Below are 25,571 nucleotides of genomic sequence, written 5' to 3' on the forward strand. Positions count from 1 at the left end.
TTCGGCTAGCCTGCGCGCAATGAGGAGGACCGATCCGATGCGCCGTCTGCTGTTTCCCCTGCTGTTTGCCGCAGCCGCTCCGGCTCATGCCGAAGTGGTCGAAAAGTCGGACAACGGCTTTCTGATCCGTCATGCGGTGGAACTGCCGGTCGACCAGTGGGAAGCCTGGAAGACGCTGATTGCGCCTGCCAAGTGGTGGAGCGCGGAGCACACCTGGTCCGGCAAGGCGGAAAACCTATACCTCGACAGCCAGGCGACCGGCTGTTTCTGCGAGCTCATGCCTGTGCCGGATGGCGCACCGGAAGGCACGCGTCGCGGGTCGGTCGAACACATGCGCCTTATCCACGTGAACCCGGGCCGGGTGCTGCGCATGAAGGGCGCACTCGGGCCGCTGCAGAGCGAGCCGGTGCAGGGGGTGATGACCATCACCCTCAAGCCCCAGGGCAAGGGCACGCGGTTGCTGCTCGAATATGCCGTCGGCGGCACGATGCGCTACAAGGTGGACGAGATCGGGCCCGCAGTGGACAAGGTGCTCGGCCAGCAGGTTGCAAGCCTCGGGAAGCTGCTGGGCGTTGTGGAGAAACAGGCTGAGGACCCGAAGGCAGAGGACAAGCCGGCTGCGGCAGGCGATCAGCCCGCCGGGGCCGAAGCCGCGCGTGCTGCCGAAGGGGATGTCGCCGCCGAGTTCGATGCCTCGATCAAGCAGCCGGCCAAGCCCAAGGCGAAGGTGCAGCCAAAGCCGGCGGCCAAGCCCGCCGTGAAGAAACCTGCGGCGGATTGAGCGCGGGGGTTTTGACGCAGGCTCTCTGCCCGGCTATGGGTTTGTACAGGGCAGGGCTCTTGACCTTGCCGACTGTCGCCAAGCGTTGACAGTCGGGCCGAATCGGCCTAAGCGCGCCCATCACTCGACAAAAACGGGTCAGTCCGGAAGGCAACCGCCTGCGCGCGTGCCAACCGGGCTTTTCGCCGTTTCGGCCGGGTGAAGCGTTGAGATAGGAGGCGCCGCAAGGCTGGCCTTCTGTGGAGCATGGAGAATTAAGTGGCTCGTATTGCCGGGGTAAACATCCCCACCAACAAGCGTGTTATCATCGCGCTCACCTACATTCATGGTATCGGCCCCTTCAAGGCCAAGCAGATCGTCGACAAGCTGGGCATCGACTATGCCCGTCGCGTTTCGGACCTGAGCGATCAGGAAGTCCTGCACATCCGTGAAACCATCGATGCCGAACACACGGTCGAGGGTGACCTCCGCCGCGAGACGGCGATGAACATCAAGCGGCTCATGGACCTGGCGTGCTATCGCGGCCTGCGTCACCGCAAGGGCCTTCCGGTCCGCGGTCAGCGCACCCACACGAACGCCCGCACCCGCAAGGGCAAGGCCAAGCCGATCGCCGGCAAGAAGAAGTAAGGTCGCGCCGCAAGGCCGTCCGTCCTTACCTCACCGAGACACGACAGGAATTTCATTATGGCACGCGAACCCCAGCGCATTAAGCGCCGCGAGCGCAAGAACATCACCAGCGGCATCGCCCATGTGAATGCCAGCTTCAACAACACCATGGTCACCATCACCGATGCCCAGGGCAACGCCATTTCGTGGTCGTCTGCCGGCATGATGGGCTTCAAGGGCAGCCGCAAGTCGACCCCCTATGCCGCACAGGTTGCGGCCGACGATGCCGGCAAGAAGGCCGCCGAACACGGCGTCCGCACCCTCGAAGTCGAAGTCAAGGGCCCCGGTTCGGGCCGCGAAAGCGCGCTGCGTGCGCTGCAGGCGGTTGGTTTCACGATCACTTCGATCCGTGACGTCACGCCGATCCCGCACAACGGCGTCCGCCCGTCGAAGCGCCGCCGCGTCTGATTGAGTCCTGCGTGGCGGAAGGTACCTCCGCCGCGCTTTCCCAGATCGGCGGCGGGGACCTTCCGGTTCCGCCGCCGTCCCGCCAGATAGAACCCTAGGGGAAGTCCATGTCCGTCAATATCAAGAACTGGCAGGAACTGAAGAAGCCCAACAGCCTCGAGGTGAAGCCCGGCAACGATCCGAAGCGCCGCGCCACCTTCATCGCTGAACCGCTCGAGCGTGGCTTCGGCCTGACGCTGGGCAACGCGCTGCGTCGCGTGCTGCTCTCCTCGCTACAGGGCGCCGCGATCACCTCGATCAAGATCGAAAACGTGCTGCACGAGTTCTCGTCGCTTTCCGGCGTGCGCGAAGACGTCACCGACATCGTGCTCAACGTGAAGCAGATCGCGCTCAAGATGCAGGGCGAAGGCCCGAAGCGTCTCCAGCTTTCGGCAACCGGCCCGGCTGAAGTCAAGGCTGGCGACATCGCCGTGACCGGCGACATCGAGGTGATGAACAAGGATCTCGTGATCTGTCATCTCGACGAAGGCGCGACGCTGAACATGGAACTGACCGCCGACACCGGCAAGGGCTATGTCCCGGCCGTGTCGAACCGCCCGGTCGATGCGCCGATCGGCCTGATTCCGGTCGACTCGCTCTACTCGCCGGTCCGCCAGGTCAGCTACAAGGTCGACAACGCCCGTATTGGCCAGGAGCTTGACTACGACAAGCTGAGCCTGACGATCGAAACCGACGGCACCGTGACCCCCGAAGACGCCGTGGCCTATGCCGCGCGCATCCTGCAGGACCAGCTCTCGCTGTTCGTCCACTTCGAGGACATCGCCCCCGTCGGCCAGTCGCCGATGATCGGCATCGCTGCCGCTCCGGCGGAAGACGGCGACACCAACCAGCTCAACCGTTACCTGCTCAAGAAGGTGGACGAGCTGGAACTGTCGGTCCGTTCGGCCAACTGCCTCAAGAACGACAACATCATCTACATCGGCGACCTGGTCCAGAAGACCGAAGCCGAGATGCTGCGTACGCCGAACTTCGGCCGCAAGTCGCTCAACGAGATCAAGGAAGTCCTCAGCTCGATGGGCCTGCGCCTGGGCATGGACATCCCCGGCTGGCCGCCCGAGAACATCGAAGAAATGGCCAAGAAGCTCGAACAAGAGCTGCTGGGCTAAGCCTTTTACGGGGTGCTTCGCGGCACCCCGCACGGCCACGGCGGGCGCCGCAAGGCCTGCCAGGACCGGGGTACCTTGAACGGCCCCCTTACGAACGAAGGAAAGAAAAATGCGTCACAAGGTTGGACATCGCAAGCTCCAGCGCACCTCCTCGCACCGCGCCGCCCTGCTGCGCAACATGGCGGCCGCGCTGATCAAGCACGAACAGATCACCACCACGCTCGCCAAGGCTCGCGAACTGCGTCCCTACGCCGAAAAGCTGATCACGCTGGCCAAGCGCGGCGGCCTTTCCAACCGTCGTCTGGCGCATGCCCGCCTGCTCGACGATGCGCAGCTGGTGAAGCTGTTCGACGTTCTGGCCGCGCGTTATGCCGGTCGTGACGGTGGCTACACCCGCATCATCAAGGCCGGTTTCCGCGCTTCTGACGCCGCTCCGATTGCCGTGATCGAGCTGGTTGACCGCGACACCTCGGCCAAGGGCCAGGATTCGGGTCCGGTGATGGTCGAGGAAGAGCTGGAAGCCTGATCGCTTTCGGCAGGGCCTGATTGGCCCTTCGTCGATCCACGAATTGAAAAGGCGGTTGCAGACGTTACGGTCTGCACCGCCTTTTTCATTTCGGGGGACTATCCGACAATGCGCGCACTGGGTCGCAACGCACTGACTGCATCGCTGGTTTCACTGTTCATGTCCAATTCCGCCATCGCAGCGCCGCCGCCGGCTCCGGCCTATCCGGAAACGCGCAAGGTCGATCTTGTCGAAACGCAGTTCGGCGAACAGGTGGCCGATCCCTATCGCTGGCTGGAAAACGACGTTCGCAACGACAAGGAGGTTGCCGACTGGGTTGCGCGCCAGAACAAGGTGACCGACGCCTATCTTGCCCAGCTTCCCCAGCGCGCGTGGTTCGCCAAGCGAATCCGCGAGCTGATGGATTACGAGCGCTTCGGCCTGCCGCTGAAGGCGGGCAACCGCTATTTCTACATGCGCAATTCCGGCCTGCAGAACCAGTCGCAGCTGTTCGTCCGCACTGGCCTGAACGGCGCGCCGCGCCTGCTGATCGACCCCAACGCCTGGGCCAAGGACGGCGCGACGGCCCTGGCTGACTGGGCACCGTCAAAGAACGGCAAGCTGCTGGCCTATGCCATCCAGGATGGCGGGTCGGACTGGCGCACGATCCGGGTGATGGACACCACCACCGGCAAGGTTCTGTCGGACGAGATCAAGTGGGCCAAGTTCACCGGCATCGCCTGGATCGGCTCCAAGGGCTTCCTCTATTCGCGCTTCCCCGAGCCGAAGCCGGGCGAGGCCTTCCAGCAGCTCAACAAGAACCAGGCGGTCTATTTCCACCGCATCGGCACGCCCCAGTCGGCAGACGAGCTGGTCTATGCCACGCCCGACCAGCCCGAGCTGGGCCACTCCGCGGAAGTGACCTGGGATGACCGCTGGGTGCTGCTGACCACGGCGCGGGGCACTGACAACAAGTACGAAGTGCATGGCATTGCGCTGAACAAGCGCAAGCCCGGAAGCTGGAAGGCGCAGCCGATCGTCAAGGGGCTGGAGCATGACTGGCGCCTGATCGAGGGCATGGGCGACACGCTCTATTTCGTTACCAACAAGGGCGCACCGAAGCTCAAGGTCGTCAAGGCCGCGGCAGGGCGCGATGGCCAGTGGGGCTTCACCGACATCATCGCCGAGCGGCCCGAAACGCTGGCCCGCGCGCAGATCGTCGGCCAGCGCATGGTGCTGTCCTATATGAAGGATGCCGCGACGCGCGCCGAGATGGTGACGCTGGAGGGCAAGCCGGTGCAGGCGATCAGCCTGAACGCCATCGGCACGGCATCGGGCTTTTCGGGGCATCCGGGCGATCCGGAGACGTTCTACAACTTCTCCAGCTTCAACCAGCCTTCGGCCGTGTTCCGGTTCGACAGCCAGACCGGCCAGTCCACGCCCTTTGCCCTGCCCAAGGTGACCTTCAATCCGGCCGATTACGATGTCGACCAGCAGTTCTACACCTCGAAGGACGGTACGCGGGTGCCGATGTTCATCGTGCGCAAGAAGTCGCTCGTGCAGGCGGGCAAGGCCGCGCCGACACTGCTTTACGGCTATGGCGGGTTCGACGTGTCGCAGGTTCCCGGTTTCTCGGCCACGCGCATGGCCTGGCTCGAAGCAGGCGGTGTCTTCGCACTGGCCAACATTCGCGGCGGCGGCGAATATGGCAAGGCATGGCACGATGCCGGCCGCCTGGCGAACAAGCAGAACGTGTTCGACGATTTCATCGCGGCGGGTGAATACCTGATCGCGAAGGGCATCACCCCGCGCGATGGCCTGACCGTGCAGGGCGGATCGAACGGCGGCCTGCTTGTCGGCGCGGTGGTCAACCAGCGGCCGGACCTGTTCGCCGCGGGCAATGCCGCAGTGGGCGTGATGGACATGCTGCGCTTCGACAAGTTCACTGCCGGGCGCTATTGGGTCGATGACTATGGCTATCCCTCGAAGGAAGCCGACTGGAAGGTGCTGCGCGCCTATTCGCCCTATCACAACATCAAGCCGGGCGTGGCCTATCCGCCGGTGCTGGTGACGACTGCCGATACCGACGACCGCGTCGTGCCGGGCCATTCGTTCAAGTATACGGCGGCGCTGCAGGCGGCGAACCCCAAGGGCAAGCCGCACCTGATCCGCATCGAGACGCGCGCCGGCCACGGGGCAGGCAAGCCGACCGACAAGGTGATCCAGGAAAGCGCCGACGTGCTTGGCTTCCTCGCCGCGTGGAGCGGGCTTGAGGTGAAGTGAGCCGGGTTCAGGCCGTCGCCGGTCTAGCGGCGGCGGCCTGTTCTTCCTCGTCCACCCGGCTTTCGAAGTGCGGCCAGGAAACCAGCTCGCGGAAGCTGCGCGGGGTGGTGGCCTGTCCGGTCGGCGGCCAGCCCTCGGCGCGGCGATAGGTGCCGAAGATCACGTCGAAGATCGGCAGCATGGCGGCGAAGTTGGTGTTGTAGTGCTCCGGCAGCCTGGAATGGTGCAGGCGGTGATAGGCCGGGCAGTTCAGCACCCATGACCACTTGCCGTAATCCACCTTCAGGTTGGCGTGGATGAAGTAGTTGTACAGCGTGGCCACCGCATAGACGAGCAGCATGGTCTCGGTCTGGCTGATGATGACCGAGGTCAGCGGCCAGATCGTCAGCGCCTTGATCAGCTGGTCGCCCCAGAAGTGGCGGTTGGTGGTCAGCGCGGACATTTCCGGGTCGGAATGGTGCAGCGAATGCATCTTCCACAGGAAGCCAACCTTGTGCTGCAACACGTGGAAGGCAAACTCGCTGCCATCGCGCACCACAAGGAAGATCAGGAAAGCGACGATGAACGGCAATTGCGCGCCGTCGATCAGCGATTGCCCGGACCAATCGTTAAAGAACGGCAGCACCAGGAAGGCCACGCCCAGGTCCAGCGCCCAGCACTGGATGTTTCGCAGCCAGTCCGTCGGGACCGGATTCCGCCACCTTTCCAGCAGCGTAATCCCTCCGATGATGAGCACCTGGGCGGCGAGGAAGTAGAATGCGAGCATGGTGCAAACCAGTAACCTGTCACGGTTAACGAATTACCCACACCCTCGTTCATCCAGTGAGCCAGTTTTCTGAACAATGCCTGTCAGGCGGGTTCAGTCTCGTCTCAGCAGCGATTCGCTAGACGGTATCTCGCAAGGCCGGGAATTGTCCCGGTCGGAGACGAGGAACGACCGATGAAGACCTATACCAAAGCTCTGGCCAAGGGCGCATTCGCGACGGTTGCGGCCGGCGCGATGGTGGCTTCGGCAGTAACTCCGGCCGCCGCGCGTGACCGTCATGACCGTGACGAGATCAGTGCCGGCGAAGTCATTGCCGGTGCACTGGTGATCGGGGGCATTGCCGCCATGGCATCTGCGGCCAGCAACCGCGACTACAACTATGATCGCGCCGGCTATGACCCGCGCTGGAATCGCAATCGTGGCTACGGCTACGGTAACAACTACGGCAATCCGCGCCAGGCCGTGCAGATGTGTGTCCAGGCAGCCGAACGGGCCGCCAGCCGGTATTCCTATGGCCGGGCGGACGTGACCGACGTGCGCGATATCGATCGCAACGCCCGCGGCTACACGGTGCGCGGCCGCATCGCGGTCAACGCGATGGGACGGGGCTGGAACCGCGGCGATCCGTACTACGGCCGTGGCTGGGACAACGACTATCGCGGGTGGAACAGCAACCTGCGCGGTTACGACAGCGGCTCGTTCAAGTGCCGGGTCGAATATGGCCGGGTGGTCGATATCGACTTCAGCGGCATTCGCGGCCTCTGAGACCCCCTCCTGAGGAAAAGCGATGGCCCCCCGTCTCGAAAGAGGCGGGGGGTTCGCTTTGCCGGTAGCTCAGCGCCCCGGGCGCGCGGCCTCGGCGGCATCGCTGGCCAGCGTGTCGGCCCGTTCGTTTTCCGGGTGGCCATCGTGCCCCTTCACCCAGATCCATTCGATCTTGTGCGGGCGCGTGGCGAGCAGCAGGTCCTGCCACAGGTCGGCATTGGCGACAGGCTTCTTTGCCGCGTTCTTCCAGCCGTTCTTCTGCCAGCCGAAAACCCAGCCGGTGATCCCGTCGATCACATAGCGGCTGTCGGTATGAAGCGAGACCTTGCACGGCTCCTTCAGCGCGCCGAGCGCCCGGATCACCGCCATCAGTTCCATGCGGTTGTTGGTCGTCGCCGGATCGCCGCCGGACATTTCCTTTTCATGGTCCCCCATGCGCAGGATCGCCCCCCAGCCGCCGGGGCCGGGATTGCCCTTGCAGGCGCCATCGGTGAAAATCTCGACGTGCTTCACGCAAAGATGCCGGCGTTGGCCGGATCGGCGTAGAATTCCAGTCGCCGGGCGAAGGCCATCGGGTCCTTGCGCGTCACCAGTGCATCGGCGGGCGTGTTGAGCCAGTCATAGGCGCGCGTGGCAAGAAAGCGCATGGCCGCACCGCGCGCCAGCAGGGGCAGGGCGCTGCATTCCTCGCCGGAAAGCGGGCGGACCGATTCGTAGCCGGCGATCAGCGCCTGCGACAGGTCGGGCAGGAATTCCCGCCCGGCGCTGTCGAAGCACCAGGCCGCGTGAGTCACCGCCACGTCGTAGGCCAGCATGTCGGTGCAGGCGAAGTAGAAGTCGATAAGGCCGGTAACCTCGTTGCCGAGCATCAGCACGTTATCGGGGAACAAGTCGGCGTGAATCACCCCGCGCGGCAGGCCGTCCGGCCAGGCGGCGACCAGCGCCGGCAATTCGCGCCCGACCAGCGCGGCAAGCTGCGGGTCGATCGTGGCGAGCCCGTCCTGGCCGCAGGCTCCCAGCAGGCGCTGCCATTCGGCCGGGCCCATGCCGTTTTCGCGCTTGGCGGCAAAGTCGCCCGCAGCAAGATGCACCTGCGCCAGGGCCGCGCCCACCGCCCGCCCCTGCGCCGGGGTGGGGTGGCTCAGCGTGAAGCCGGGCAGGAATTCGATGAAGGCCAGCGCCTTGCCATGGTGCAGGCGAAAGGCATTTCCGGCCTTGTCGTGGATGGTCGCCGGCACCGGGCAGCCCTTGGCCGCAAGGTGATCGAGCAGGCCGAGGAAGAAGGGCAGGTCGGCCACATCGGTGCGCTCTTCATAGATCGTCACGATGTGGCGGGTCGCCTTGCCATCGGGCAGGGCGGTTTCGACGATGAAATTGCTGTTCGAGACGCCTTCGGCAATGCCCTTGTAAAGCGTCAGCTCCCCAAGCCCGAATTCCCCTACAAGGTAGTGGAAATCGCTGTCGTCGAGATGGGTGTAGACCGCCATCCCTAGGCCTTCGCGTCCATCAGCTGGCGGGGCAGCTTGAACACCATCTTCTCCTCGGCGGTGACGACGGTTTCCTCTTCCAGCGGGCGGATCGCGGCGATGCAGCCCACGACTTCGCGGACCAGTTCCTCGGGCGCGGAAGCACCGGCGGTAAGGCCCACCGTGTTCACGCCTGCAAACCAGGCCGGATCGATGTCCGATCCGCGCTGGACCAGCCGGGCCGGGGTGCCGCAGCGTTCGGCCACTTCGACGAGGCGCACCGAATTGGAGCTGTTGGGCGCGCCGATCACCAGAACCAGGTCGCAATCGGGCGCAATCTGCTTCACCGCCGCCTGCCGGTTGGACGTGGCGTAGCAGATATCCTCTGCCTTGGGGCCGGCGATCTGCGGATAGCGGGCGCGCAGGGCGGCGACGACAGCGGCGGTATCGTCGACCGAAAGCGTCGTCTGGGTAAGGAAGGCGAGGGGCGCATCTTCGGCAAAGGAGAGCGCCTCGACATCGGCAACCGTCTCGACCAGCGTGATCGTGCCGTCGGGAACCTGGCCCAGCGTGCCGATGACTTCGGGATGGCCGCGATGGCCGATGAAGACGATGTGCCGCCCGGCTTCGATCTGGCGTTCCGCCTGCCGGTGGACCTTGCTGACCAGCGGGCAGGTGGCATCGAGCCATTCCAGCCCGCGCGATGTTGCCTCTGCCGGCACCGATTTCGGCACGCCATGGGCGCTGAAGATCACCGGCACGCCATCGGGCACCTCGTCCAGCTCCTCGACGAAGATGGCCCCCTTGGCCTTCAGGCTGTCGACGACGAAGCGGTTGTGGACGATTTCGTGCCGGACATAGACCGGCGGGCCATAGCGCTTCAGCGCAAGCTCGACGATATCGATCGCCCGGTCCACCCCGGCGCAGAACCCGCGCGGGGCGGCAATGATGAGTCGCAAGGGAGCGGCGGATAATGCGGCGTTCATTTCGTGCCCCCTAGCGCTTCGTGCGCCCAGCCGCTAGGGCAGCGAAACGATTTTGAAGGAACCGGATTGCGATGACTGCCCGCACTCGCCTGATTGCCGCTACTGCCCTCGTTGCCGCGCTGGCCGGATGCCGGGGAAGCGGCGATATCGTCGTTGACGAAGGCGTGGGCATCACCGCTGTCCGCACCGCCTGCCCGGCGGTGGGCATTCCCGACTACACCGGCGATATCACCACCTTCCGCACGCCCGGCGCAACCGATGCCGGCTCTATCGACGTGACGGCGGCCATCACCAACCTGCGCACCCAGTGCAACGAGGCGGGCGAGAAGGTCTATTCGACCTCCACCTTCGATGTCGTTGCCCGACGTGCCGACGTACGCGGCGCGCGCACGGTGCAGCTGCCCTATTTCGTCACCGTGCTGCGCGGCCGCTCGGCCGTGGTTTCCAAGCGGCTGGGCACCGTGACGCTGAACTTCGCCGATGGCCAGGAACGGGCACAGGCACGCGGGCAGGGCGCTGCCTATATCGACAAGGCCGAAGCGACCCTTGCCGAGGAAATCCGCCGCGAGATCACCCGCAAGCGCAAGGCCGGCGATGCCGATGCGGCGACCGATCCGCTCTCGCGCCCGGAAATCCGCGCCGCGGTCAACCGCGCGACCTTCGAGGTACTGGTCGGCTTCCAGCTTGACCAGAACCAGCTGAGCTACAACGCCACCCGCTGATCTTCGCAGGCCTGAAAGGTCGAAGGTTTCCAAGCGGCGTCAAACCCGCTACCGGCGCAGCCATGTCTGACACCAGGACCCTGTACGCCGCCTATTCCGGCCACCTTTCCGCCGCTCTCGATGCGCTTGAGCAGGCGGGCGTGCTGCCTGCCGGTCTTTCGCGCGGTGCCGTGACGGTAGAGCCGCCCCGCGATCCCAGCCATGGTGACCTTGCCACCAATGCCGCCATGGTGCTGGCCAAAGGCGCGGGCACCAATCCGCGCGCCCTGGCAGAGGCGCTGGTGGCGGAACTGGTCAAGGTTCCCGGCGTTACCAGCGCCGAGATTGCCGGGCCGGGCTTCATCAACCTGCGGCTGGCCGACGCCGCCTGGATTGCCGAACTGCGCGCCATCGCCTCGCTGGCGGGCGATTACGGCCGTTCGCAAGCTGGCGGCGGGTCGACGGTGAACGTCGAATATGTCTCGGCCAATCCGACCGGCCCGATGCACATGGGCCACTGCCGCGGCGCGGTGGTCGGCGATGCGCTTGCCTCGCTGCTCGAATGGTCGGGCCACAAGGTCATCCGCGAATACTACGTCAACGATGCCGGCGCGCAGGTCGATGTCCTCGCCCGCTCGGTGCACCTGCGTTACCGCGAGGCGCTGGGCGAGGCCGTGGGAGAGATTCCCGAAGGGCTCTATCCCGGCGATTACCTCGTGCCCGTGGGGCAGGAACTCGCCCGCGAGTTCGGCAACAAGTACGCGGGTGCGCCTGACAGCGAATGGCTTGTCCTGTTCCGCACCCGTGCGGTTGCCGCCATGCTGGCGATGATCAAGGACGATCTCGCGCTGCTGGGCATCCACCATGACCTGTTCTCGTCCGAGGCGGAGCTGCAGGCTGCCGGCAAGCCTGCCGATGCCGAAAAGTGGCTGCGCGCGCACGATCTGGTTTACGATGGCCAGCTCGAAGCGCCCAAGGGCAAGACGCCCGAGGACTGGGAACCGGTGGAACTGCCGCTGTTCCGCTCGACGAAGTTCGGCGACGATCAGGACCGTCCGATCAAGAAATCGTCGGGTGAATGGACCTATTTCGGTGCCGACCTCGCCTATCACTTCCAGAAGGCGCAGAGCGCCGACGCGCTGGTTGATATCTGGGGCGCGGACCACGCCGGCACGGTAAAGCGCATCAAGGCCGCAGTTGCCGCCATGACCGGCGCTGACGGATCGCCGACCCCCTTCGAGGTCAAGCTGGTGCAGATGGTCCAGCTGATGAAGGGCGGCCAGCCGTTCAAGATGTCGAAGCGCGCCGGCAATTTCGTCACGCTGGCCGATGTGGTCGAAATGGTGGGCAAGGACGTTGTCCGCTTCACCATGCTCACCCGCAAGCCCGACGCGCAGATGGACTTCGATTTCGACAAGGTGGTCGAAGCCTCGAAGGACAATCCCGTCTTCTACGTGCAATATGCCCATGCCCGCATCCGTTCCACCCTGCGCAAGGCGGCGGGGGAAGGCTTCGCGCCTTCGGATGCGGCGCTGGAGCGGCTGGGCGAGGAAGAGCTGGGGCTGGTCAAGCTGGCCGCGCAGTTCCCCCGCCTGGTAGAGGCCGCCGCTGCGGCGCGCGAACCGCACCGGGTGGCCTTCTACCTCTATGATCTGGCCGCTGCGTTCCATGCATACTGGAACGTGGGCAATGACAGGCCGGAAAAGCGGTTCATTGTGGCACAGGATCAAGAGGTTACGGGGGCAAGGCTTTTCCTTGCCACGCAAATCGGGCAACTGGTACGAAACGGCCTCGCCATTCTTGGCGTGGAGGCTGTCGAAGAAATGTAAGCGCTGCCTTGGGCAGCTGCGGAGGGCGCGATGATCGAAGGTGCAGGGCGGGACCCGGAAGACTACGGCGAAGGGATCGAGGAAACGGTAGAGGCTACCGCCTATGAGGCGGACCAGCCGGCCGAACTGGATCTCGACGCGGACGATCGCCTGCCCTGGCTGGAATCGTCGGACGACGATTATGACGAGGAAGGCGTCGACGGCACCCGCGTCGCGGCTTTCGTCGTTGGTGGCCTCGCGGCGCTGGCGGCGCTGGTCTATGCCATCTGGTGGTTCAGCCACCGCACGCCCGATCCGGCGCTGGTGGCCGATGGCAGCACCATTTCCGCACCCTCGGAGCCCTACAAGGAAGCGCCCAAGGACCCGGGCGGCAAATCGTTCACCGGCCAGGGCGATACGTCCTATTCGGTTGCCCAGGGCAAGGACAGCCAGCCCAAGCTGGCCGGCGGCGGCGAAGCGCCCAAGCCCACGATCGATGCCGGAACGGCACCGGCGGCGGCAACCAGCGGCGGTGTCGGCGTGCAGGTCGGCGCCTATGGCAGCCGCGAGAAGGCGGAGCAGGCATGGTCGGCCCTCGTCGGTCGCAGCGCCGCGCTGAAGGGCGTGAACCACCGCGTGGTCGAAGGCACGGCCGATATCGGCAAGGTCTATCGCCTGCAGGCAGTGGCTGGCGACGCGGCTGCGGCCGAGGCGCTGTGCTCGCAGCTGAAGGCCGGCGGCATCACCTGCCAGGTCAAGCGCTAGATTTCCCCATTTCCGGGCCTTCGCGCGCTTGCATTGCGGCGCTGCGAAGGCCACGTTCCGCGCCATGGTCCCCGCGATTTTCGGCATATCAGGACTGGCGCTCAGCGCCGACGAGCGCGCCTTTTTCGCTGACGCCGATCCGGCTGGCTACATCCTGTTCGGTCGCAACGTCGAAAGTCGCGAGCAGCTGCGCGCGCTCACCGATTCGCTGCGTTCGATCCACGGCCGTGATCGCCTGCTCATCACGATTGACCAGGAAGGCGGCCGGGTCGCCCGGATGAAGCCGCCGGTCTGGCCGGCCTATCCCCCCGGTGCCGTGTTCGACAGCCTTTATGACCTTGCCCCCGCCAGCGCGATCGAGGCAGCACGCGCCAATGCCGAAGCGCTGGCCATCGACCTTGCCGAGGTAGGGATCAGCTGCACCCATGCGCCGGTGCTCGATGTCCGGGCGCAAGGCGCACACGATGTGATCGGCGACCGGGCCTATGGTTTCGAGCCGATGCGCGTTGCTGCAATCGGGCGGGCCGTGCTCGACGGGCTGGCCCGCGGCGGCGTTGCCGGAACCATCAAGCATATCCCCGGCCACGGCCGCGCCTGTGCCGACAGTCACAAGGAACTGCCCACCGTTACCGCCAGCGAGGAAGAGCTGGAACGCGACATGGCACCGTTCCGCGCGCTCGCTTCTGCGGCCATGGGGATGACGGCGCACGTGCGCTATACCGCTTGGGATACTGACAATCCCGGCACGCTCTCGCCCTTCGTGGTGGGCGAGATCATCCGCAAGCGCATCGGCTTCGATGGCCTGCTGCTGACCGACGATATCGACATGCAGGCGCTGACCGGCCCGATTCCGGATAATGCCGCGCGGGCCCTTGCCGCGGGGTGCGATATTGCGCTCAACTGCTGGGCGAAGATGGACGACATGGTGGGAATCGCCCGGGCCTGCCCGACGATGCGGCCCGAAAGCGCCGAGCGGCTGGAGCGCGCGCTTGCTCCCACCTGCGTGCCGGCCGATCGCACGGCAGACCAGGCGGCGCTGTTCGCCCGGCGCGATGCGCTGCTGGCGCTGGACGAGGCGCGGGCGTGACGCAGGAGGTGTTCGACCTTCCCGGCGGCTCCATCGCCGATCCGGCGGACTGGAGCGGCCCCGGCGCAGCCGCCACGGCGGACGAGGCGCTTTATCTTGAACTCGATGGCTGGGAAGGGCCGCTTGACCTGCTGCTCGATCTCGCGCGGCGGCAGAAGGTCGATCTGAGGACGATCTCGATCCTCGGGCTGGTGGACCAGTACCTCGACTATATCGAACGGGCCGAGGCGCTGCGGCTGGAACTGGCCGCCGATTACCTCGTCATGGCGGCGTGGCTGGCCTACCTCAAATCCGCCCTCCTGCTGCCCCGCGAAGCGCAGGAAGAACCCAGCGCCGAGGAGCTGGCGCTGCGCCTGCAACTGCGGCTCCAGCGCCTTGCCGCCATGCGCGATGCCGCAGCGCGGCTGATGGGGCGTGACCGGCTGGGCCGCGACGTGTTCCTGCGCGGCGCACCCGAAGGCCTGCGGGTCGACCGCAAGAACCGCTGGCAGTGCGACTGGTTCGAACTTGTCCAGGCCTATGGGCAGGTCAAGGCGCGCACCGCGCCGGTGGTGCACATGGTGCGCGACCGCATGGTGATGACGCTGGACAGCGCGCTCAGCCGCGTATCCTCGATGCTCGGCGTGACGCTTGACTGGATGGAGCTGCGCGAATTCCTGCCACCCCATGCCGACCCGCGCCTGCGCCGTTCCGCCCTGGCATCCAGCTTTGTCGCCGCGCTGGAACTGGCGCGGCTGGGCAAGGCGGAAATGACGCAGGACGAAACCTTCGGCCCCTTGCGCCTGCGACGGGTGGCGGCATGACGCGGCCCGACGATCTTGTCCGCGCGGTGGAGGCCACCCTGTTTGCCGCCGATGGCCCGATGACGGCCGAGGCGATCTCGACCCACCTTGGCGGGGCGGATGTGCGCCCCGCGCTGAAAGAGCTGGCCGCGCATTACGACGGGCGCGGCATCGCGGTGGTCGAGCGCGGCGGGCGCTGGCATTTCCAGACTGCGCCCGATCTTGCCCACCTGCTGCGCCGCGAGCGCGAGGAAGTGCGCCGCCTTTCGCGCGCGGCGACCGAGACGCTCGCCATCGTCGCCTATCACGAACCTGTCAGCCGGGCCGAGATCGAGGCAATTCGCGGCGTGCAGACCGCCAAGGGCACGCTCGATGTGCTACTTGAGGCGGGCTGGGTGCGGATTGCCGGGCGCCGCGAAGTGCCGGGCCGGCCGGTCATTTATGCCACAACGCCCGAATTTCTCGCCCATTTCGGGCTGACCTCGCGCCGCGACCTGCCGGGTATCGACGAGCTCAAGGCCGCCGGCTTGCTCGATCCGGTCGAAGACGCGCTGGAAGCGGCGATGAACGCCCCGGCACCTGAGGAAAACGACGGGTCGAACGAAAATCCGCCGGATGCACTGGCAAGCGAGGATGAAAGTGCCTAGATAGGCGCCGACAGGGGCCGACAGGCAGCGGTCCTGCCCGAAAGTGGAGTTGGATATGGGTGCTTGGGGTATTGGGCACTGGATCGTGGTGCTGGTCGTCGTTCTCGTGCTGTTTGGCCGTGGACGCGTGGCAGACGTGATGGGCGAATTCGGCAAGGGCCTGAAGAGCTTCAAGCAGGGCATGGCGGACGAGGACAACAAGCCCGTTCCCCCGCCGCCGGCGCAGATCCCCGCGCCTGACGCCGCCCCTGCGGCCTCTGCCAGCGAAAAGACCAAGACCGGCGAATAAGCCGGCCTTCGCGCAATGTTCGATATCGGCTTCGATGAAATGCTGCTGGTCGCCATCGTGGCGATCGTCGTCATCGGGCCGAAGGACTTGCCGATGGCCCTGCGCACGGTTGGCCGCTGGGTGGCGAAGGTTCGCCGCGTTTCCGGCCATTTCCGCGCCGGCGTGGAGAACATGATCCGCGAGGCGGAGCTTGAGGAGATGGAGAAGAAGTGGCGTGAACAGAACGCCGCAATTCTTGCCGCCCATCCCGATCCCGGCCCCGATGCAGAAGCACGGGCTGCCGCCGCTGCGGCCGAGGGCGATGCGGCCATGCTGCCGCTGACCCCGGCGGACAAGCCGGCAAGCACCGACGATGCCACGCCCGAGCTTCCGCTCGCGCCTTCGCGCTGAGAGGGCAGGGGCCATGGTGTTCAAGATCAAGGAAATCGACGAGACACAGGCGCCGCTGCTCGATCACCTGATCGAACTTCGTACGCGCCTGATGCGCTGCATCCTGGCGCTGGTGCTGACCTTTGGCGTGGGCATCTATTTCGCCAAGGACATCCTTGGCTTCCTGGTGCAGCCGCTGGTCGATGCCGGACAGACGCGGCTGGTGTTCACCAAGCTTTACGGCCAGTTCTTCGTCGAATTGAAAGTGGCGGTCTTTGCCGCCTTCTTCGCCAGCTTCCCGATCATCGCCAACCAGCTCTGGGCCTTCATTGCGCCCGGGCTCTACGCCAAGGAGAAGAAGGCCTTCCTGCCCTTCCTGCTCCTGACGCCGGTGCTGTTCATCGGCGGCGGTGCTCTGGCCTATTACGTGGTGATGCCCACGGCCTTCAAATGGTTCCTTGGTTTCCAGGGCGTGCAGGGTGGCCTTGAGATCGATGCCATGCCGAGCTCGGAAGATTACCTTGGGCTGGTCATGCAATTCATCCTGGCATTCGGTTTCAGCTTCCTGCTGCCGGTGCTGCTGTTGCTGCTCAACACTGCCGGAATCGTTAGCCGCGCCCAGCTGGTCAACGCGCGGCGCTATGTGATCGTCGGCATCACGATCGTGGCTGCCGTCATTACCCCGCCCGACGTATTGTCGCAGCTCATGCTGGCGATCCCGCTCGTGCTGCTGTTCGAAGGGGCGCTGCTGATCATGTGGTTTACTGAGCGCAAGCGCGCTCGCGAAGCGGCTGCCGAAGCGGCGCAGGGAACCGACGTGGTGCCGGCATCGGACACGGCCAGCGCCGGTCCGGCCGAGTAGGACTCCAGGACAAGTCTCTAAGCAGCTGCTGGTGTATGCCGGTGACGCGCCCGTGCGTGTGTGCCTGCGCTTCGGTTGCTCAGACGTCTGTTGCCTTGATTTCGGCTCATCACACGAATCACGCAGGCAACAAAAAAGCGGGGTCGAAACCCCGCTTTCCGTATCTTTCGATGTACCGTTGAGCTTACGGGCTCGACGGACGATCGTCGTTGTTGCCGGCGAACAGCGCAACGCCGACACCGATCAGAAGCACTGCCAGGATCAGCAGGATGGTCGAGTCGCCACCGAACTGGCTGGCATCTGCAACCCGAGTCGAAACACGACCGACTTCCGCATTCTGCGCAAGGGCCGGAGCCGAAACCATCAGAGCTGCGGCAGTTGCAGCCAGATCACGAAACTTCATCGAGTCTCTCCTTTTGAGCTCTTCGCCACTCGCTTAACCGAACAACGAATGACGCACAAGCACTAACTTAACCACGCTTCGACGCTTCAGTTCCCTGAGGAACAAGGCAAAACGGGGGGCAAGCACCTGTTGGAACAGCCCTTTAACCCGCCGACCGATTCGCGCAACCCCGATTTGGCGGTGGAAGAGGCGAACCGTTCGCTTTTGACGCCTAGGTGAGGATATTTAACAACAGGTTACGGCGGAGGCTGCGAATGGTCCCGAACACGCGCCCACGCGCAAGTCAGCGCCCCTCGGAGCCGCCCGGTGCGGGCGCTGACCAGACCTTTCGGCCGCCCACCCAGGTCTCGAGCACCCGGGTCTGGGCAAGTTCTGACGGGCTGGAAAGCAGGGGATCGCGGTCAACCAGCAGGAAGTCTGCCCGCATTCCCGGGGCCAGCCTGCCAAAGCGCGTTTCGGCCAGTCCGGCATAGGCGCCGCCGGTGGTGAAGCCCGCCAGCGCCGCCTCGCGCGAGAGGCGTTCCTGCGGTTGCCAGCCGCCGAAAGGCTGGCCGTCCGGTCCCTGCCGGCTGATTGCTGCCGCCAGCCCGGCAAAAGGCTCGGGCGATTCGACCGGGGCATCCGAACCGAGCGCCAGGACCCCTCCCGAGGCGGCAATCGACTTCCAGGAATAGGCGCCCGACAGGCGGGACGGACCCAGCCGCGCCTCGGCCATCAGCCGGTCGGAGGTCTGGTGCACCGGCTGCATCGAGGCGATGACGCCAAGCTTGCCGAATCGCGCAAGGTCGGCCGGATCGACAACCTGTGCGTGTTCGATCCGCCAGCGGCGATCGCCCTTGTAGGTCTCGTTAAGCTCGGACACGGCGTCGAGCACCTGCGCGTTGGCATCATCGCCAATGGCGTGCACGGCCACCTGGAACCCGTCCATCGCCGCGCGGCTCATCAGGTTGCGCACCTGTGCGGGGCTGAGCAGGGACAGCCCCCTGTTGCCCGGAGCATCGGCATAGGGTGCCTTCAGCGCGGCTCCGCGCGATCCCAGCGCCCCGTCCATGTAGAGCTTGACGCCATTGAGCCGCAGCCTGTCGTCATAAAGCCACGGGCCCGGAGCCGACCCGCCGATCAGCGCCATGGCATCGATCCCGGCGGCATAGGACATTACGCGGATGCGCAGCCGCCCGCTGTCCCCGGCCCGGCGCAGCGCCTGCCAGTCCTCGATCGTGGTCCCCATGTCGGCAACCGCGGTAACGCCCTTGCTGGCAAGCAGGTCCTGCGCCTTGTCGAGCGCAAGGTCGCGCTCGGCCGGGCGGGGCTTTGGCACCTGGCGGTCGACCAGCGCCATGGCATTGTCCACCAGCACGCCCGAGGGTTGCCCTGCGGCACCGCGTTCGATGCGCCCGCCCGCGGGATCCTTTGTAGCTGCCGTCACGCCAGCCGCCGCCAGCGCCGCGCTGTTGGCCCAGCCGGCATGGCCATCGACGCGGCCCAGCCAGACGGGACGATCCTTGACCACGGAATCGAGCTCGGCGGCGGTGGGAAACCGGCCCAGCTTCCACTGCTCCTGGTTCCAGCCCCGCCCGATGATCCACTTGCGCTCGGGATGCTGGGCGGCGAACCGGGCGATGGCGGCCTGCGCCTCGGCCAGCGATTTCGTGCCGGACAGGTCCAGCGTCATCGCGGCGATGCCGATATCCATCACGTGGACATGGGCGTCGATCAGGCCGGGCATCAGCACGCGGCCCTTGCCGTCGATGTAGTAATCGGTGCGGGCAGGGCGCTTGTCGCCGCGTTTGAGCACCTGGACGATCCTGCCATCAGCAGAAAAGACGATGCCCGTCAGCCGCTGCACCTGGCCCTTTTCATCGAGGGTGAGGCCATCGACATTGTCGAGCAGGGTATCGGCAAGGGCGGGGCCGGCGAAGAGCAGCGCCGCAAGAGCGATAGCCGCCCGCTTCACTTGCGCTTGCCCGGCAGCGGCAGGCGGCGGACGAGGGCGGAGGTATCGAGCCGCCCGCCGCCGATGGCCTGCACTTCGGCATAGAACTGGTTGACCAGCGCGGTGATCGGCAGCGAAACGCCAAGGCCCCGGCCTTCGTCCATCGCCAGGCCAAGATCCTTGCGCATCCAGTCCACGGCAAAGCCGAAGTCGAATTCGTCGGCGGCCATGGTCTTCCAGCGGTTGTCCATCTGCCAGCTTTGTGCCGCCCCGCCCGAGATCGCTTCATAGACCTTGTCGGTATCGAGATGGCTTGCCTGGGCAAAGCGCATGGCTTCCGAAAGCCCGGCAACGATGCCGGCGATGCAGATCTGGTTGGCCATCTTCGCCGTCTGTCCCGCCCCGGCGCGGCCGATGTGGACGACGCGGCGGGTATAGGCTTCGAACACCGGCATGGCCATGGCGATGGCATCGGGACGTCCGCCGCACATCAGGGTGAGCCGGCCTTCCTCTGCGCCGATCTGGCTGCCGGTCATCGGGGCATCGACGCAGTGCACCTGCAGGTCGCGGGCTTCCACGGCGATCTGGCGGGCGATGCGGGCCGATGCAGTCGTATGGTCAATGAACAGGCCGCCGCGCTTCAGGGTGCGGAACACGCCATTGGGGCCGAGCACCACGTCCGAGAGATCATCATCGTTGCCGACGCAGGTAATTACCACATCGGCACCCTCGGCCGCCTCGGCGGGGCTGGTGGCGATGCGCACGGCAAGGTCGGGATTGTCCGCCTGCCAGCGTTCGCGCCGTTCAGGCGACCGGTTGTAGATCGTCATGTCATGCCCGGCGCGGGCGAGGTGGCGGGCGATGGGGCCACCCATCACGCCGAGGCCGAGGAAGGAAATCTTGCGTCTGTCGCTCATGACGCACCTGTTAGCGCCAATTGCGCGCGGTGCCAGCCCCCGGTATGGCCTTTGTCCATGCAAATGCTCCGCAATCCGCGCCTTGTCCGCCTGAGCCTGCTGGCCTTCTGGGGCGTGGCGACCTTCTCGGTGATCATGGCCCTGCTGCCGCAGCCGCCCGAGATGCCGAGCGACCGCTATGGCGACAAGGTGAACCACATCCTTGCCTTTGCGACCATGGCCGCGCTTGCCCTGCTGGCCTATCCGCGCGCCTCGCGCTGGCGGGTGGTGGAGCGGCTTTCGTTCCTGGGCGCGATGATCGAAGTGGCGCAATCGATCCCGGCGCTGGGGCGGCAGTGCGACATTCGCGACTGGATCGCCGATACTGCTGCCGTGGCGGTTGTCGTCGGGTTCGCCGCGCTGGTGCGGTTCGCACGGCATTAGCGGTTTGCAAGCAATCGCCTTTGCCGTTACGGCGCGGGCACCATGGATAGTACCGCCACCAAGCCCGTTGCAGCGCGAGACCTGCTGACCATCGCCGATGTTCGTGCGGCGGCGGAGCGAATTGCCGGCGCGGTGGTGCGCACGTCTACCGACTATTCCCGCACGCTCAGCGCCATTGCCGGCTGCGATGTCTGGCTGAAGTTCGAGAACCTTCAGTTCACCGCTGCCTACAAGGAACGCGGCGCGCTCAATGCCCTGCTGCAGCTTTCAGACCAGCAGCGCTCGCGCGGGGTGATCGCCGCTTCGGCGGGCAACCATGCGCAGGGTCTTTCCTATCACGGCACCCGGCTGGGCGTGCCGGTAACGATCGTCATGCCGCGCACCACGCCGACGGTGAAGGTGATGCAGACCGAGCAGGTCGGCGGCAAGGTGGTGCTTGAGGGCGAGACCTTCGACGAAGCCTATGCCCACGCGCGCCGGCTGGAAGCGGAACTGGGCCTGGCCTTCGTCCACCCCTTCGACGATCCGGCAGTGGCGGCCGGGCAGGGCACCGTGGCGCTGGAAATGCTTGAGGACGTGCCCGAGCTCGACATGCTGGTGATCCCCGTCGGTGGCGGCGGGCTTGCCTCGGGCATGGGCACGGCGGCCCGTGCCATCAAGCCGGAGATCGGCCTGATCGGCGTGGAGGCGGAGCTGTTCCCCTCGATGTACAACGTGCTCAAGGGCACGCAGTACCCCTGCGGCGGCGATACGCTGGCCGAAGGCATCGCGGTGAAGGAGCCCGGCCTCTTTACCTCGAAGGTGCTGGCAGACCTGCTCGACGATTTCCTGCTGGTCGGCGAAAGCGACATGGAAGGCGCGCTGGCGCTGCTGCTGCAGATCGAAAAGACCGTGGTCGAAGGTGCCGGTGCCGCCGGACTTGCCGCCGTTCTGGCCAACCCGGACAAGTTCAAGGGCCGCAAGGTCGGCATCGTGCTTTCGGGCGGCAATATCGATACGCGCCTGCTGGCCAACGTCCTGCTTCGCGACCTTGCCCGCTCTGGCCGCCTCGCGCGCCTGCGGCTTACCTTGCAGGACCGTCCCGGTGCCCTGTTCAAGGTGATGGAAGAGTTCAACAAGCACAACATCAACATCATCGAGATCTGGCACCAGCGCATCTTCACGCACCTGCCGGCAAAGGGCCTGATCACCGACATCGAGTGCGAGGCGCGCGACAAGGACCAGCTCGACGCCCTCGTCGCATCGCTGCGGGCCAAGGGCTATGATGTCAGCCAGGTGGAACTGAACTAGCCATCGCTGCGGCGCAGGTGCTGCTGCTTGCCCGCGGAACGGTCAGGCTGTACGTCTGTTCAACAGAACAGATCACCTGAGCGGGAGACTATCGATGGCTACAGCCGCCAAGACCGGCCTCGAGCTGCGTTACGAGAAGATCAAGGACAAGATCGGCGCGCGCGTTCTCAACCCCAAGGAAGAGCTGCTGACCGGCGAGCTTTCGCCCGCGATCCTCGACCTGATGGAAGAAGTAGGCGTCGTGGTGTTCCCCGAACTCCACCTGACCGATGCCGAGCAGGTGCAGTTCTCCAACTCGCTTGGCGGCAATGCCGATGAACTGGCCGGGCAGAACCAGGACCAGGTCTTCAAGGTCTCGCTCGATGAGGGCAAGCAGCAGAAGAACGTCGTCGAATACCTCAAGGGTTCGCTGTTCTGGCACATCGACGGCACGATGAACCCGATCCCGATCCGCGCCTCGATGCTCAGCGCGCAGGTGCTGGCGCCCGAGGGCGGCGATACCCTGTTCGCCAACACGGCTTCCTCCTATGCCGACCTGCCCGAGGACAGAAAGGCGAAGCTGGAAGGCCTGCGGGTGGTTCACTCGCTGTGGTGCTCGGGCTTTTACCACACCCCCGAACCGACGCTTGAACAGCTTGAGGACTGGCAGTCCAAGGGCGAGGCGGAGATTCCGCTCGTCGTCACCACAGCGGCGGGCAAGAAGAGCCTCGTGCTCGGCAACACGGCGCATTACATCCCCGGCATGGACATGAAGGAAAGCCAGCGCATCCTTCACGGTCTGCGCGACTTCGCCACCAGCGAACCCTATGTCTATCGCCACGTCTGGAAGGTCGGCGATACGGTGATGTGGGACAACCGCACCTCGCTTCACAAAGCGACGCCCTATGATCCCTATTGCGGCCGCATGATGCACCGCACGATCATCAAGGGGGGCGAGGCCTGGGAAGTAAAGAAGGGCTGACGACCGCCGAATAATCGGGTCTTCCGATCCGACTGATCGCCCCGGCGCGCTTCAACGCACCGGGGCGTTTCCTTATATGGGCGGCAGCAACCCCCAGCCCCCAAGGGAGAATACGCCATGGCGACCGCCGCCGACATCACCCTGAAACAAGAAGCGATCAAGCCGCAGATCGGCAGCCGTGTGCTCAATTCCAAGGAAGACCTGCTTTCGGGCAAGCTCTCCGCCGAGATTCGCGACCTGCTGGAACAGCGCGGCGTTCTCGTCTTCCCGAAGATCAGCTTCACCGATGAAGAGCAGATCGCCTTCACCAAGACCCTGGGCAAGTTCGCGCCGGAACGCGCGGGCGGCGATGAAGTGATCAGCAAGATCACGCTCGACCCGAACGAGGCGGGCGAAAGCGCCGAATACCTCAAGGGGTCGCTTTACTGGCACATCGACGGCACCCGCAACGACGTGCCGATCCTGGCTTCGCTGCTGTCGTGCAAGGTGCCGAGCCCCAAGGGCACCGGCAACACCGGCTTCGCCAACTGCTATGCCGCGTTCGATGCGCTGCCCGAAGAGGACAAGGCAAAGTACGATGGCCTGCAGGTGCTTCACGCACCCTGGGCCTCGGTGTTCTATCACGAACCCGAACCCAGCCTTGCCAAGCTGCAGGCCTATGTCCGCATCGGCGAGAACGAGCTGCCGCTGGTCTGGACGCACAAGTCCGGCCGCAAAAGCCTGGTCCTGGGCAACACCGCAGCCTGGGTCGTCGGCAAGAGCCCGTCCGAAAGCGCGCTGATCCTGCATGGCCTGCGTGATTGGGCGACGTCGGAACAGTTCACCTACAGCCACGAATGGGAAGTAGGCGACCTGGTGATCTGGGACAACACCGGCACGCTGCACCGCGCCGAATGGTACGATCCCGATTGCGGCCGCATGATGCACCGCACCAAGCTGGAAGGCGAGGAGCCCTGGGGCCAGTAAGGCCTGTCCGGTCAGTGATCTACAGGAGGGGGCGGGGCTGCGGTTCCTCCCCCTCCGAGTTTCTGGCCGCGCATCAGGAATATCACCGGGATGGTCGCCACGGCGACAAGGCAGGCCATCCAGAAGGTATCGACCGTCGCCACCATGGCGGCGTGGCGGGCAATCTCTCCGCCCGCGCGGGCAAGGGCCACCTGATCGCCGAAGTCCATCGCCGGGCGCGCCCATTGCAGCGTGGGGTTGTCAGGCCGGACCCCCTCTGCAAGCCGCGAGGAGACCTGCGCCGAGGCATGGATCGACATCAGCTGCATGGCCGAAATGCCGATCGAATTGCCCAGGTTGCGCACCAGGGCAAAGATCGCGGCGCCCTCGTTGCGGAAGCGCGGGGCCAGTGTGGCGAATGCCAGCGCGGAAAGCGGTGAAATCAGCATGCCGCCGGAAAAGCCCTGGAACGCGCCAGCGACCATGATCGGAAACTCGTCGGTCTCCAGGTTCATGCCGGAAAACATGTTCAGCGCGATGACCGAAAGCACCATGCCGGTCACCAGCAGCACCCGGGGATCGACGCGCCGGATCAGCCGCGTGACGATCAGCAGGCCGATGATCGTACCCACGGCCCGCGGCATGTTGACCAGGCCGAACTTGAAGGCCGAATAGCCAAGCAGGTTTTCCGTATACAGCACCAGCATCGGGCTGGATGCGAAGATGACGATGCCGATCACCGTCGATACCACCGTGCCGATGGCGAAGTTGCGATCGGCGAACAGTTCGACACGCAGGAAGGTGTCGCGCCGCGTGAACATGTGGACGGCAAGCAGGTAAAGCGCGAGCGCGACCACCCCGGCGGTGATGCAGGTTTCCGTCGATTCGAACCAGTCGAGCTGCTCGCCGCGATCGAGGAACAGCTGGGACCCGCCCACCACGGCGGTGATCGCCAGGAAGCCGGTCCAGTCGAACGGCGCCAGTTGCTTGTCGCGCACCTCCATGTGCGCAAGCATGCCGATGGCGGCGATGATGCCGATCGGCAGGTTGATCAGGAAAACCCAGTGCCAGGAATAGTTGTCGGTCAGCCAGCCGCCCAGCGTCGGCCCCACCAGCGGCCCGATCATCGCGCCAAGCCCGGCATAGGCCATGGCGGTGGGCTGCTTTTCGGGGGGATTGATGTCCAGCAGCGTCGCCTGTCCCAGCGGGATCAGGCCCGCACCGCCAATCCCTTGCGCCACGCGCGCCAGCACCATCAGCTCTATGCTGCGGGCCGATCCGCAGACGACCGAGGCGATGGTGAAGGTGATGACCGAAACCGTCATCACCAGCTTGCGCCCGAAGCGGCTGGCGAGCCAGCTGGACAGCGGCATCATCACCGCGCTGGCGATCAGGTAGGAAGTCAGCACCCAGGCGATCTGGTCCGGCCCGGCGGAAAGGTCCGCCATCATCTTGGGCACCGCAACCACGGTAATCGTCATGTCGATGGTCACGATCAGCGTCGTGATCATGACCGATGCCGTGATCAGCGCCCTGCGTGCGGGGGAGGGGTAAAGCAGCTGGGCCATTCAAGGCATGGCGATAATAAGCCATGCTA

At 65.3% G+C, this 25,571-nt stretch carries 28 protein-coding genes; 20 read left to right on the top strand and 8 right to left on the bottom strand.

Annotation, left to right across the window (positions count from 1 at the left end):
- Positions 1-37 precede the first annotated feature (37 nt).
- The 6 genes from C0V78_RS00200 (at position 38) to C0V78_RS00225 (ending at position 5,809) form a co-directional block, all read left to right on the top strand.
- The gene (locus C0V78_RS00200) at positions 38-781 is read left to right on the top strand and encodes a hypothetical protein (RefSeq protein ID WP_101795886.1); all 744 of its coding nucleotides are present in this window, start codon (positions 38-40) and stop codon (positions 779-781) included.
- 258 nt (positions 782-1,039) lie between these two features.
- A complete protein-coding gene (gene rpsM / locus C0V78_RS00205) occupies positions 1,040-1,408 on the top strand; it encodes a 30S ribosomal protein S13 (RefSeq protein ID WP_101795887.1) in 369 nt (122 codons plus the stop codon).
- A gap of 57 nt (positions 1,409-1,465) precedes the next feature.
- On the top strand, positions 1,466-1,855 hold the full coding sequence (rpsK, locus tag C0V78_RS00210) for a 30S ribosomal protein S11 (RefSeq protein ID WP_007011846.1): 390 nt from the start codon (positions 1,466-1,468) through the stop codon (positions 1,853-1,855).
- A gap of 107 nt (positions 1,856-1,962) precedes the next feature.
- A complete protein-coding gene (locus C0V78_RS00215) occupies positions 1,963-3,021 on the top strand; it encodes a DNA-directed RNA polymerase subunit alpha (protein ID WP_101795888.1) in 1,059 nt (352 codons plus the stop codon).
- Positions 3,022-3,130: 109 nt separating this feature from the next.
- Positions 3,131-3,547, top strand: coding sequence for a 50S ribosomal protein L17 (rplQ, locus tag C0V78_RS00220; RefSeq protein ID WP_101795889.1), 417 nt, complete (start codon positions 3,131-3,133; stop codon positions 3,545-3,547).
- 108 nt (positions 3,548-3,655) lie between these two features.
- Positions 3,656-5,809, top strand: a complete 2,154-nt coding sequence (locus tag C0V78_RS00225) for a prolyl oligopeptidase family protein (protein WP_101795890.1) — start codon at positions 3,656-3,658, stop codon at positions 5,807-5,809.
- A gap of 7 nt (positions 5,810-5,816) precedes the next feature.
- Here C0V78_RS00225 and C0V78_RS00230 read toward each other — a convergent pair whose 3' ends face one another.
- On the bottom strand, positions 5,817-6,575 hold the full coding sequence (locus tag C0V78_RS00230) for a sterol desaturase family protein (protein ID WP_101795891.1): 759 nt from the start codon (positions 6,573-6,575) through the stop codon (positions 5,817-5,819).
- Positions 6,576-6,749: 174 nt separating this feature from the next.
- Here C0V78_RS00230 and C0V78_RS00235 point away from each other — a divergent pair, with 174 nt between their 5' ends.
- Positions 6,750-7,340: a hypothetical protein gene (locus C0V78_RS00235; protein ID WP_101795892.1), complete on the top strand. Its 591-nt coding sequence runs from the start codon at positions 6,750-6,752 to the stop codon at positions 7,338-7,340.
- A gap of 69 nt (positions 7,341-7,409) precedes the next feature.
- On the opposite strand, the gene rnhA is transcribed toward C0V78_RS00235, so the two are convergent.
- The 3 genes from rnhA to ispH are packed head-to-tail and all read right to left on the bottom strand — an operon-like array spanning position 7,410 to position 9,792.
- A complete protein-coding gene (gene rnhA, locus C0V78_RS00240; RefSeq protein ID WP_101795893.1) occupies positions 7,410-7,853 on the bottom strand; it encodes a ribonuclease HI in 444 nt (147 codons plus the stop codon).
- Positions 7,850-8,827: a homoserine kinase gene (gene thrB / locus C0V78_RS00245; RefSeq protein ID WP_101795894.1), complete on the bottom strand. Its 978-nt coding sequence runs from the start codon at positions 8,825-8,827 to the stop codon at positions 7,850-7,852. The genes rnhA and thrB overlap by 4 nt, the downstream gene beginning before the upstream one ends.
- A gap of 2 nt (positions 8,828-8,829) precedes the next feature.
- Positions 8,830-9,792: a 4-hydroxy-3-methylbut-2-enyl diphosphate reductase gene (gene ispH / locus C0V78_RS00250; protein ID WP_101795895.1), complete on the bottom strand. Its 963-nt coding sequence runs from the start codon at positions 9,790-9,792 to the stop codon at positions 8,830-8,832.
- 71 nt (positions 9,793-9,863) lie between these two features.
- On the opposite strand from ispH, the gene C0V78_RS00255 reads away from it, so the two are divergent.
- The 9 genes from C0V78_RS00255 (at position 9,864) to tatC (ending at position 17,102) form a co-directional block, all read left to right on the top strand.
- Positions 9,864-10,514 (top strand): hypothetical protein, encoded by a 651-nt coding sequence (locus C0V78_RS00255; RefSeq protein ID WP_101795896.1) that lies wholly within the window; start codon positions 9,864-9,866, stop codon positions 10,512-10,514.
- Positions 10,515-10,576: 62 nt separating this feature from the next.
- Positions 10,577-12,322: an arginine--tRNA ligase gene (gene argS, locus C0V78_RS00260; RefSeq protein ID WP_101795897.1), complete on the top strand. Its 1,746-nt coding sequence runs from the start codon at positions 10,577-10,579 to the stop codon at positions 12,320-12,322.
- A 30-nt stretch (positions 12,323-12,352) separates the two neighbouring features.
- The gene (locus C0V78_RS00265; RefSeq protein ID WP_101795898.1) at positions 12,353-13,066 is read left to right on the top strand and encodes an SPOR domain-containing protein; all 714 of its coding nucleotides are present in this window, start codon (positions 12,353-12,355) and stop codon (positions 13,064-13,066) included.
- Positions 13,067-13,130: 64 nt separating this feature from the next.
- Positions 13,131-14,153, top strand: a complete 1,023-nt coding sequence (nagZ, locus tag C0V78_RS00270; RefSeq protein WP_101795899.1) for a beta-N-acetylhexosaminidase — start codon at positions 13,131-13,133, stop codon at positions 14,151-14,153.
- Between the two features lie 32 nt (positions 14,154-14,185).
- Complete coding sequence (locus tag C0V78_RS00275; protein ID WP_254049919.1) at positions 14,186-14,956, top strand: ScpA family protein; 771 nt, start codon at positions 14,186-14,188, stop codon at positions 14,954-14,956.
- A complete protein-coding gene (gene scpB / locus C0V78_RS00280; RefSeq protein WP_101795900.1) occupies positions 14,953-15,582 on the top strand; it encodes an SMC-Scp complex subunit ScpB in 630 nt (209 codons plus the stop codon). The genes C0V78_RS00275 and scpB overlap by 4 nt, the downstream gene beginning before the upstream one ends.
- A gap of 55 nt (positions 15,583-15,637) precedes the next feature.
- Positions 15,638-15,871, top strand: coding sequence for a twin-arginine translocase TatA/TatE family subunit (locus C0V78_RS00285; RefSeq protein ID WP_101795901.1), 234 nt, complete (start codon positions 15,638-15,640; stop codon positions 15,869-15,871).
- Positions 15,872-15,886: 15 nt separating this feature from the next.
- On the top strand, positions 15,887-16,261 hold the full coding sequence (gene tatB / locus C0V78_RS00290; protein ID WP_101795902.1) for a Sec-independent protein translocase protein TatB: 375 nt from the start codon (positions 15,887-15,889) through the stop codon (positions 16,259-16,261).
- 13 nt (positions 16,262-16,274) lie between these two features.
- A complete protein-coding gene (tatC, locus tag C0V78_RS00295; protein ID WP_101795903.1) occupies positions 16,275-17,102 on the top strand; it encodes a twin-arginine translocase subunit TatC in 828 nt (275 codons plus the stop codon).
- Positions 17,103-17,286: 184 nt separating this feature from the next.
- Here tatC and C0V78_RS00300 read toward each other — a convergent pair whose 3' ends face one another.
- The 3 genes from C0V78_RS00300 to C0V78_RS00310 all read right to left on the bottom strand — a co-directional run bounded on the left by C0V78_RS00300 (position 17,287) and on the right by C0V78_RS00310 (position 20,355).
- Complete coding sequence (locus tag C0V78_RS00300; RefSeq protein WP_144039810.1) at positions 17,287-17,505, bottom strand: hypothetical protein; 219 nt, start codon at positions 17,503-17,505, stop codon at positions 17,287-17,289.
- Positions 17,506-17,788: 283 nt separating this feature from the next.
- Positions 17,789-19,459 carry an amidohydrolase gene (locus C0V78_RS00305; protein WP_101795905.1) on the bottom strand — a complete coding sequence of 557 codons (1,671 nt, stop codon included), beginning with the start codon at positions 19,457-19,459 and terminating at the stop codon, positions 17,789-17,791.
- On the bottom strand, positions 19,456-20,355 hold the full coding sequence (locus tag C0V78_RS00310) for an NAD(P)-dependent oxidoreductase (RefSeq protein ID WP_101795906.1): 900 nt from the start codon (positions 20,353-20,355) through the stop codon (positions 19,456-19,458). Before C0V78_RS00310 ends, C0V78_RS00305 begins: the two co-directional genes overlap by 4 nt.
- Positions 20,356-20,412: 57 nt before the next feature.
- Between C0V78_RS00310 and C0V78_RS00315 the strand changes: the two genes are divergently transcribed.
- From C0V78_RS00315 to C0V78_RS00330, 4 genes are all read left to right on the top strand, one after another.
- Positions 20,413-20,778, top strand: a complete 366-nt coding sequence (locus C0V78_RS00315; protein WP_101795907.1) for a hypothetical protein — start codon at positions 20,413-20,415, stop codon at positions 20,776-20,778.
- A 42-nt stretch (positions 20,779-20,820) separates the two neighbouring features.
- The gene (locus C0V78_RS00320; protein WP_101795908.1) at positions 20,821-22,068 is read left to right on the top strand and encodes a threonine ammonia-lyase; all 1,248 of its coding nucleotides are present in this window, start codon (positions 20,821-20,823) and stop codon (positions 22,066-22,068) included.
- Between the two features lie 94 nt (positions 22,069-22,162).
- Entirely contained in the window at positions 22,163-23,029 is an 867-nt protein-coding gene (locus C0V78_RS00325; protein WP_101795909.1) for a TauD/TfdA family dioxygenase, read from the top strand.
- A 117-nt stretch (positions 23,030-23,146) separates the two neighbouring features.
- A complete protein-coding gene (locus C0V78_RS00330; RefSeq protein ID WP_101795910.1) occupies positions 23,147-23,995 on the top strand; it encodes a TauD/TfdA family dioxygenase in 849 nt (282 codons plus the stop codon).
- A gap of 11 nt (positions 23,996-24,006) precedes the next feature.
- Here the strand turns inward: C0V78_RS00330 and C0V78_RS00335 are convergent, their stop codons facing one another.
- Entirely contained in the window at positions 24,007-25,542 is a 1,536-nt protein-coding gene (locus C0V78_RS00335) for a DHA2 family efflux MFS transporter permease subunit (protein WP_101795911.1), read from the bottom strand.
- Between the last annotated feature and the right edge of the window lie 29 nt (positions 25,543-25,571).

The organism is Novosphingobium sp. TH158 (assembly GCF_002855555.1).
GTDB lineage: Bacteria > Pseudomonadota > Alphaproteobacteria > Sphingomonadales > Sphingomonadaceae > Novosphingobium.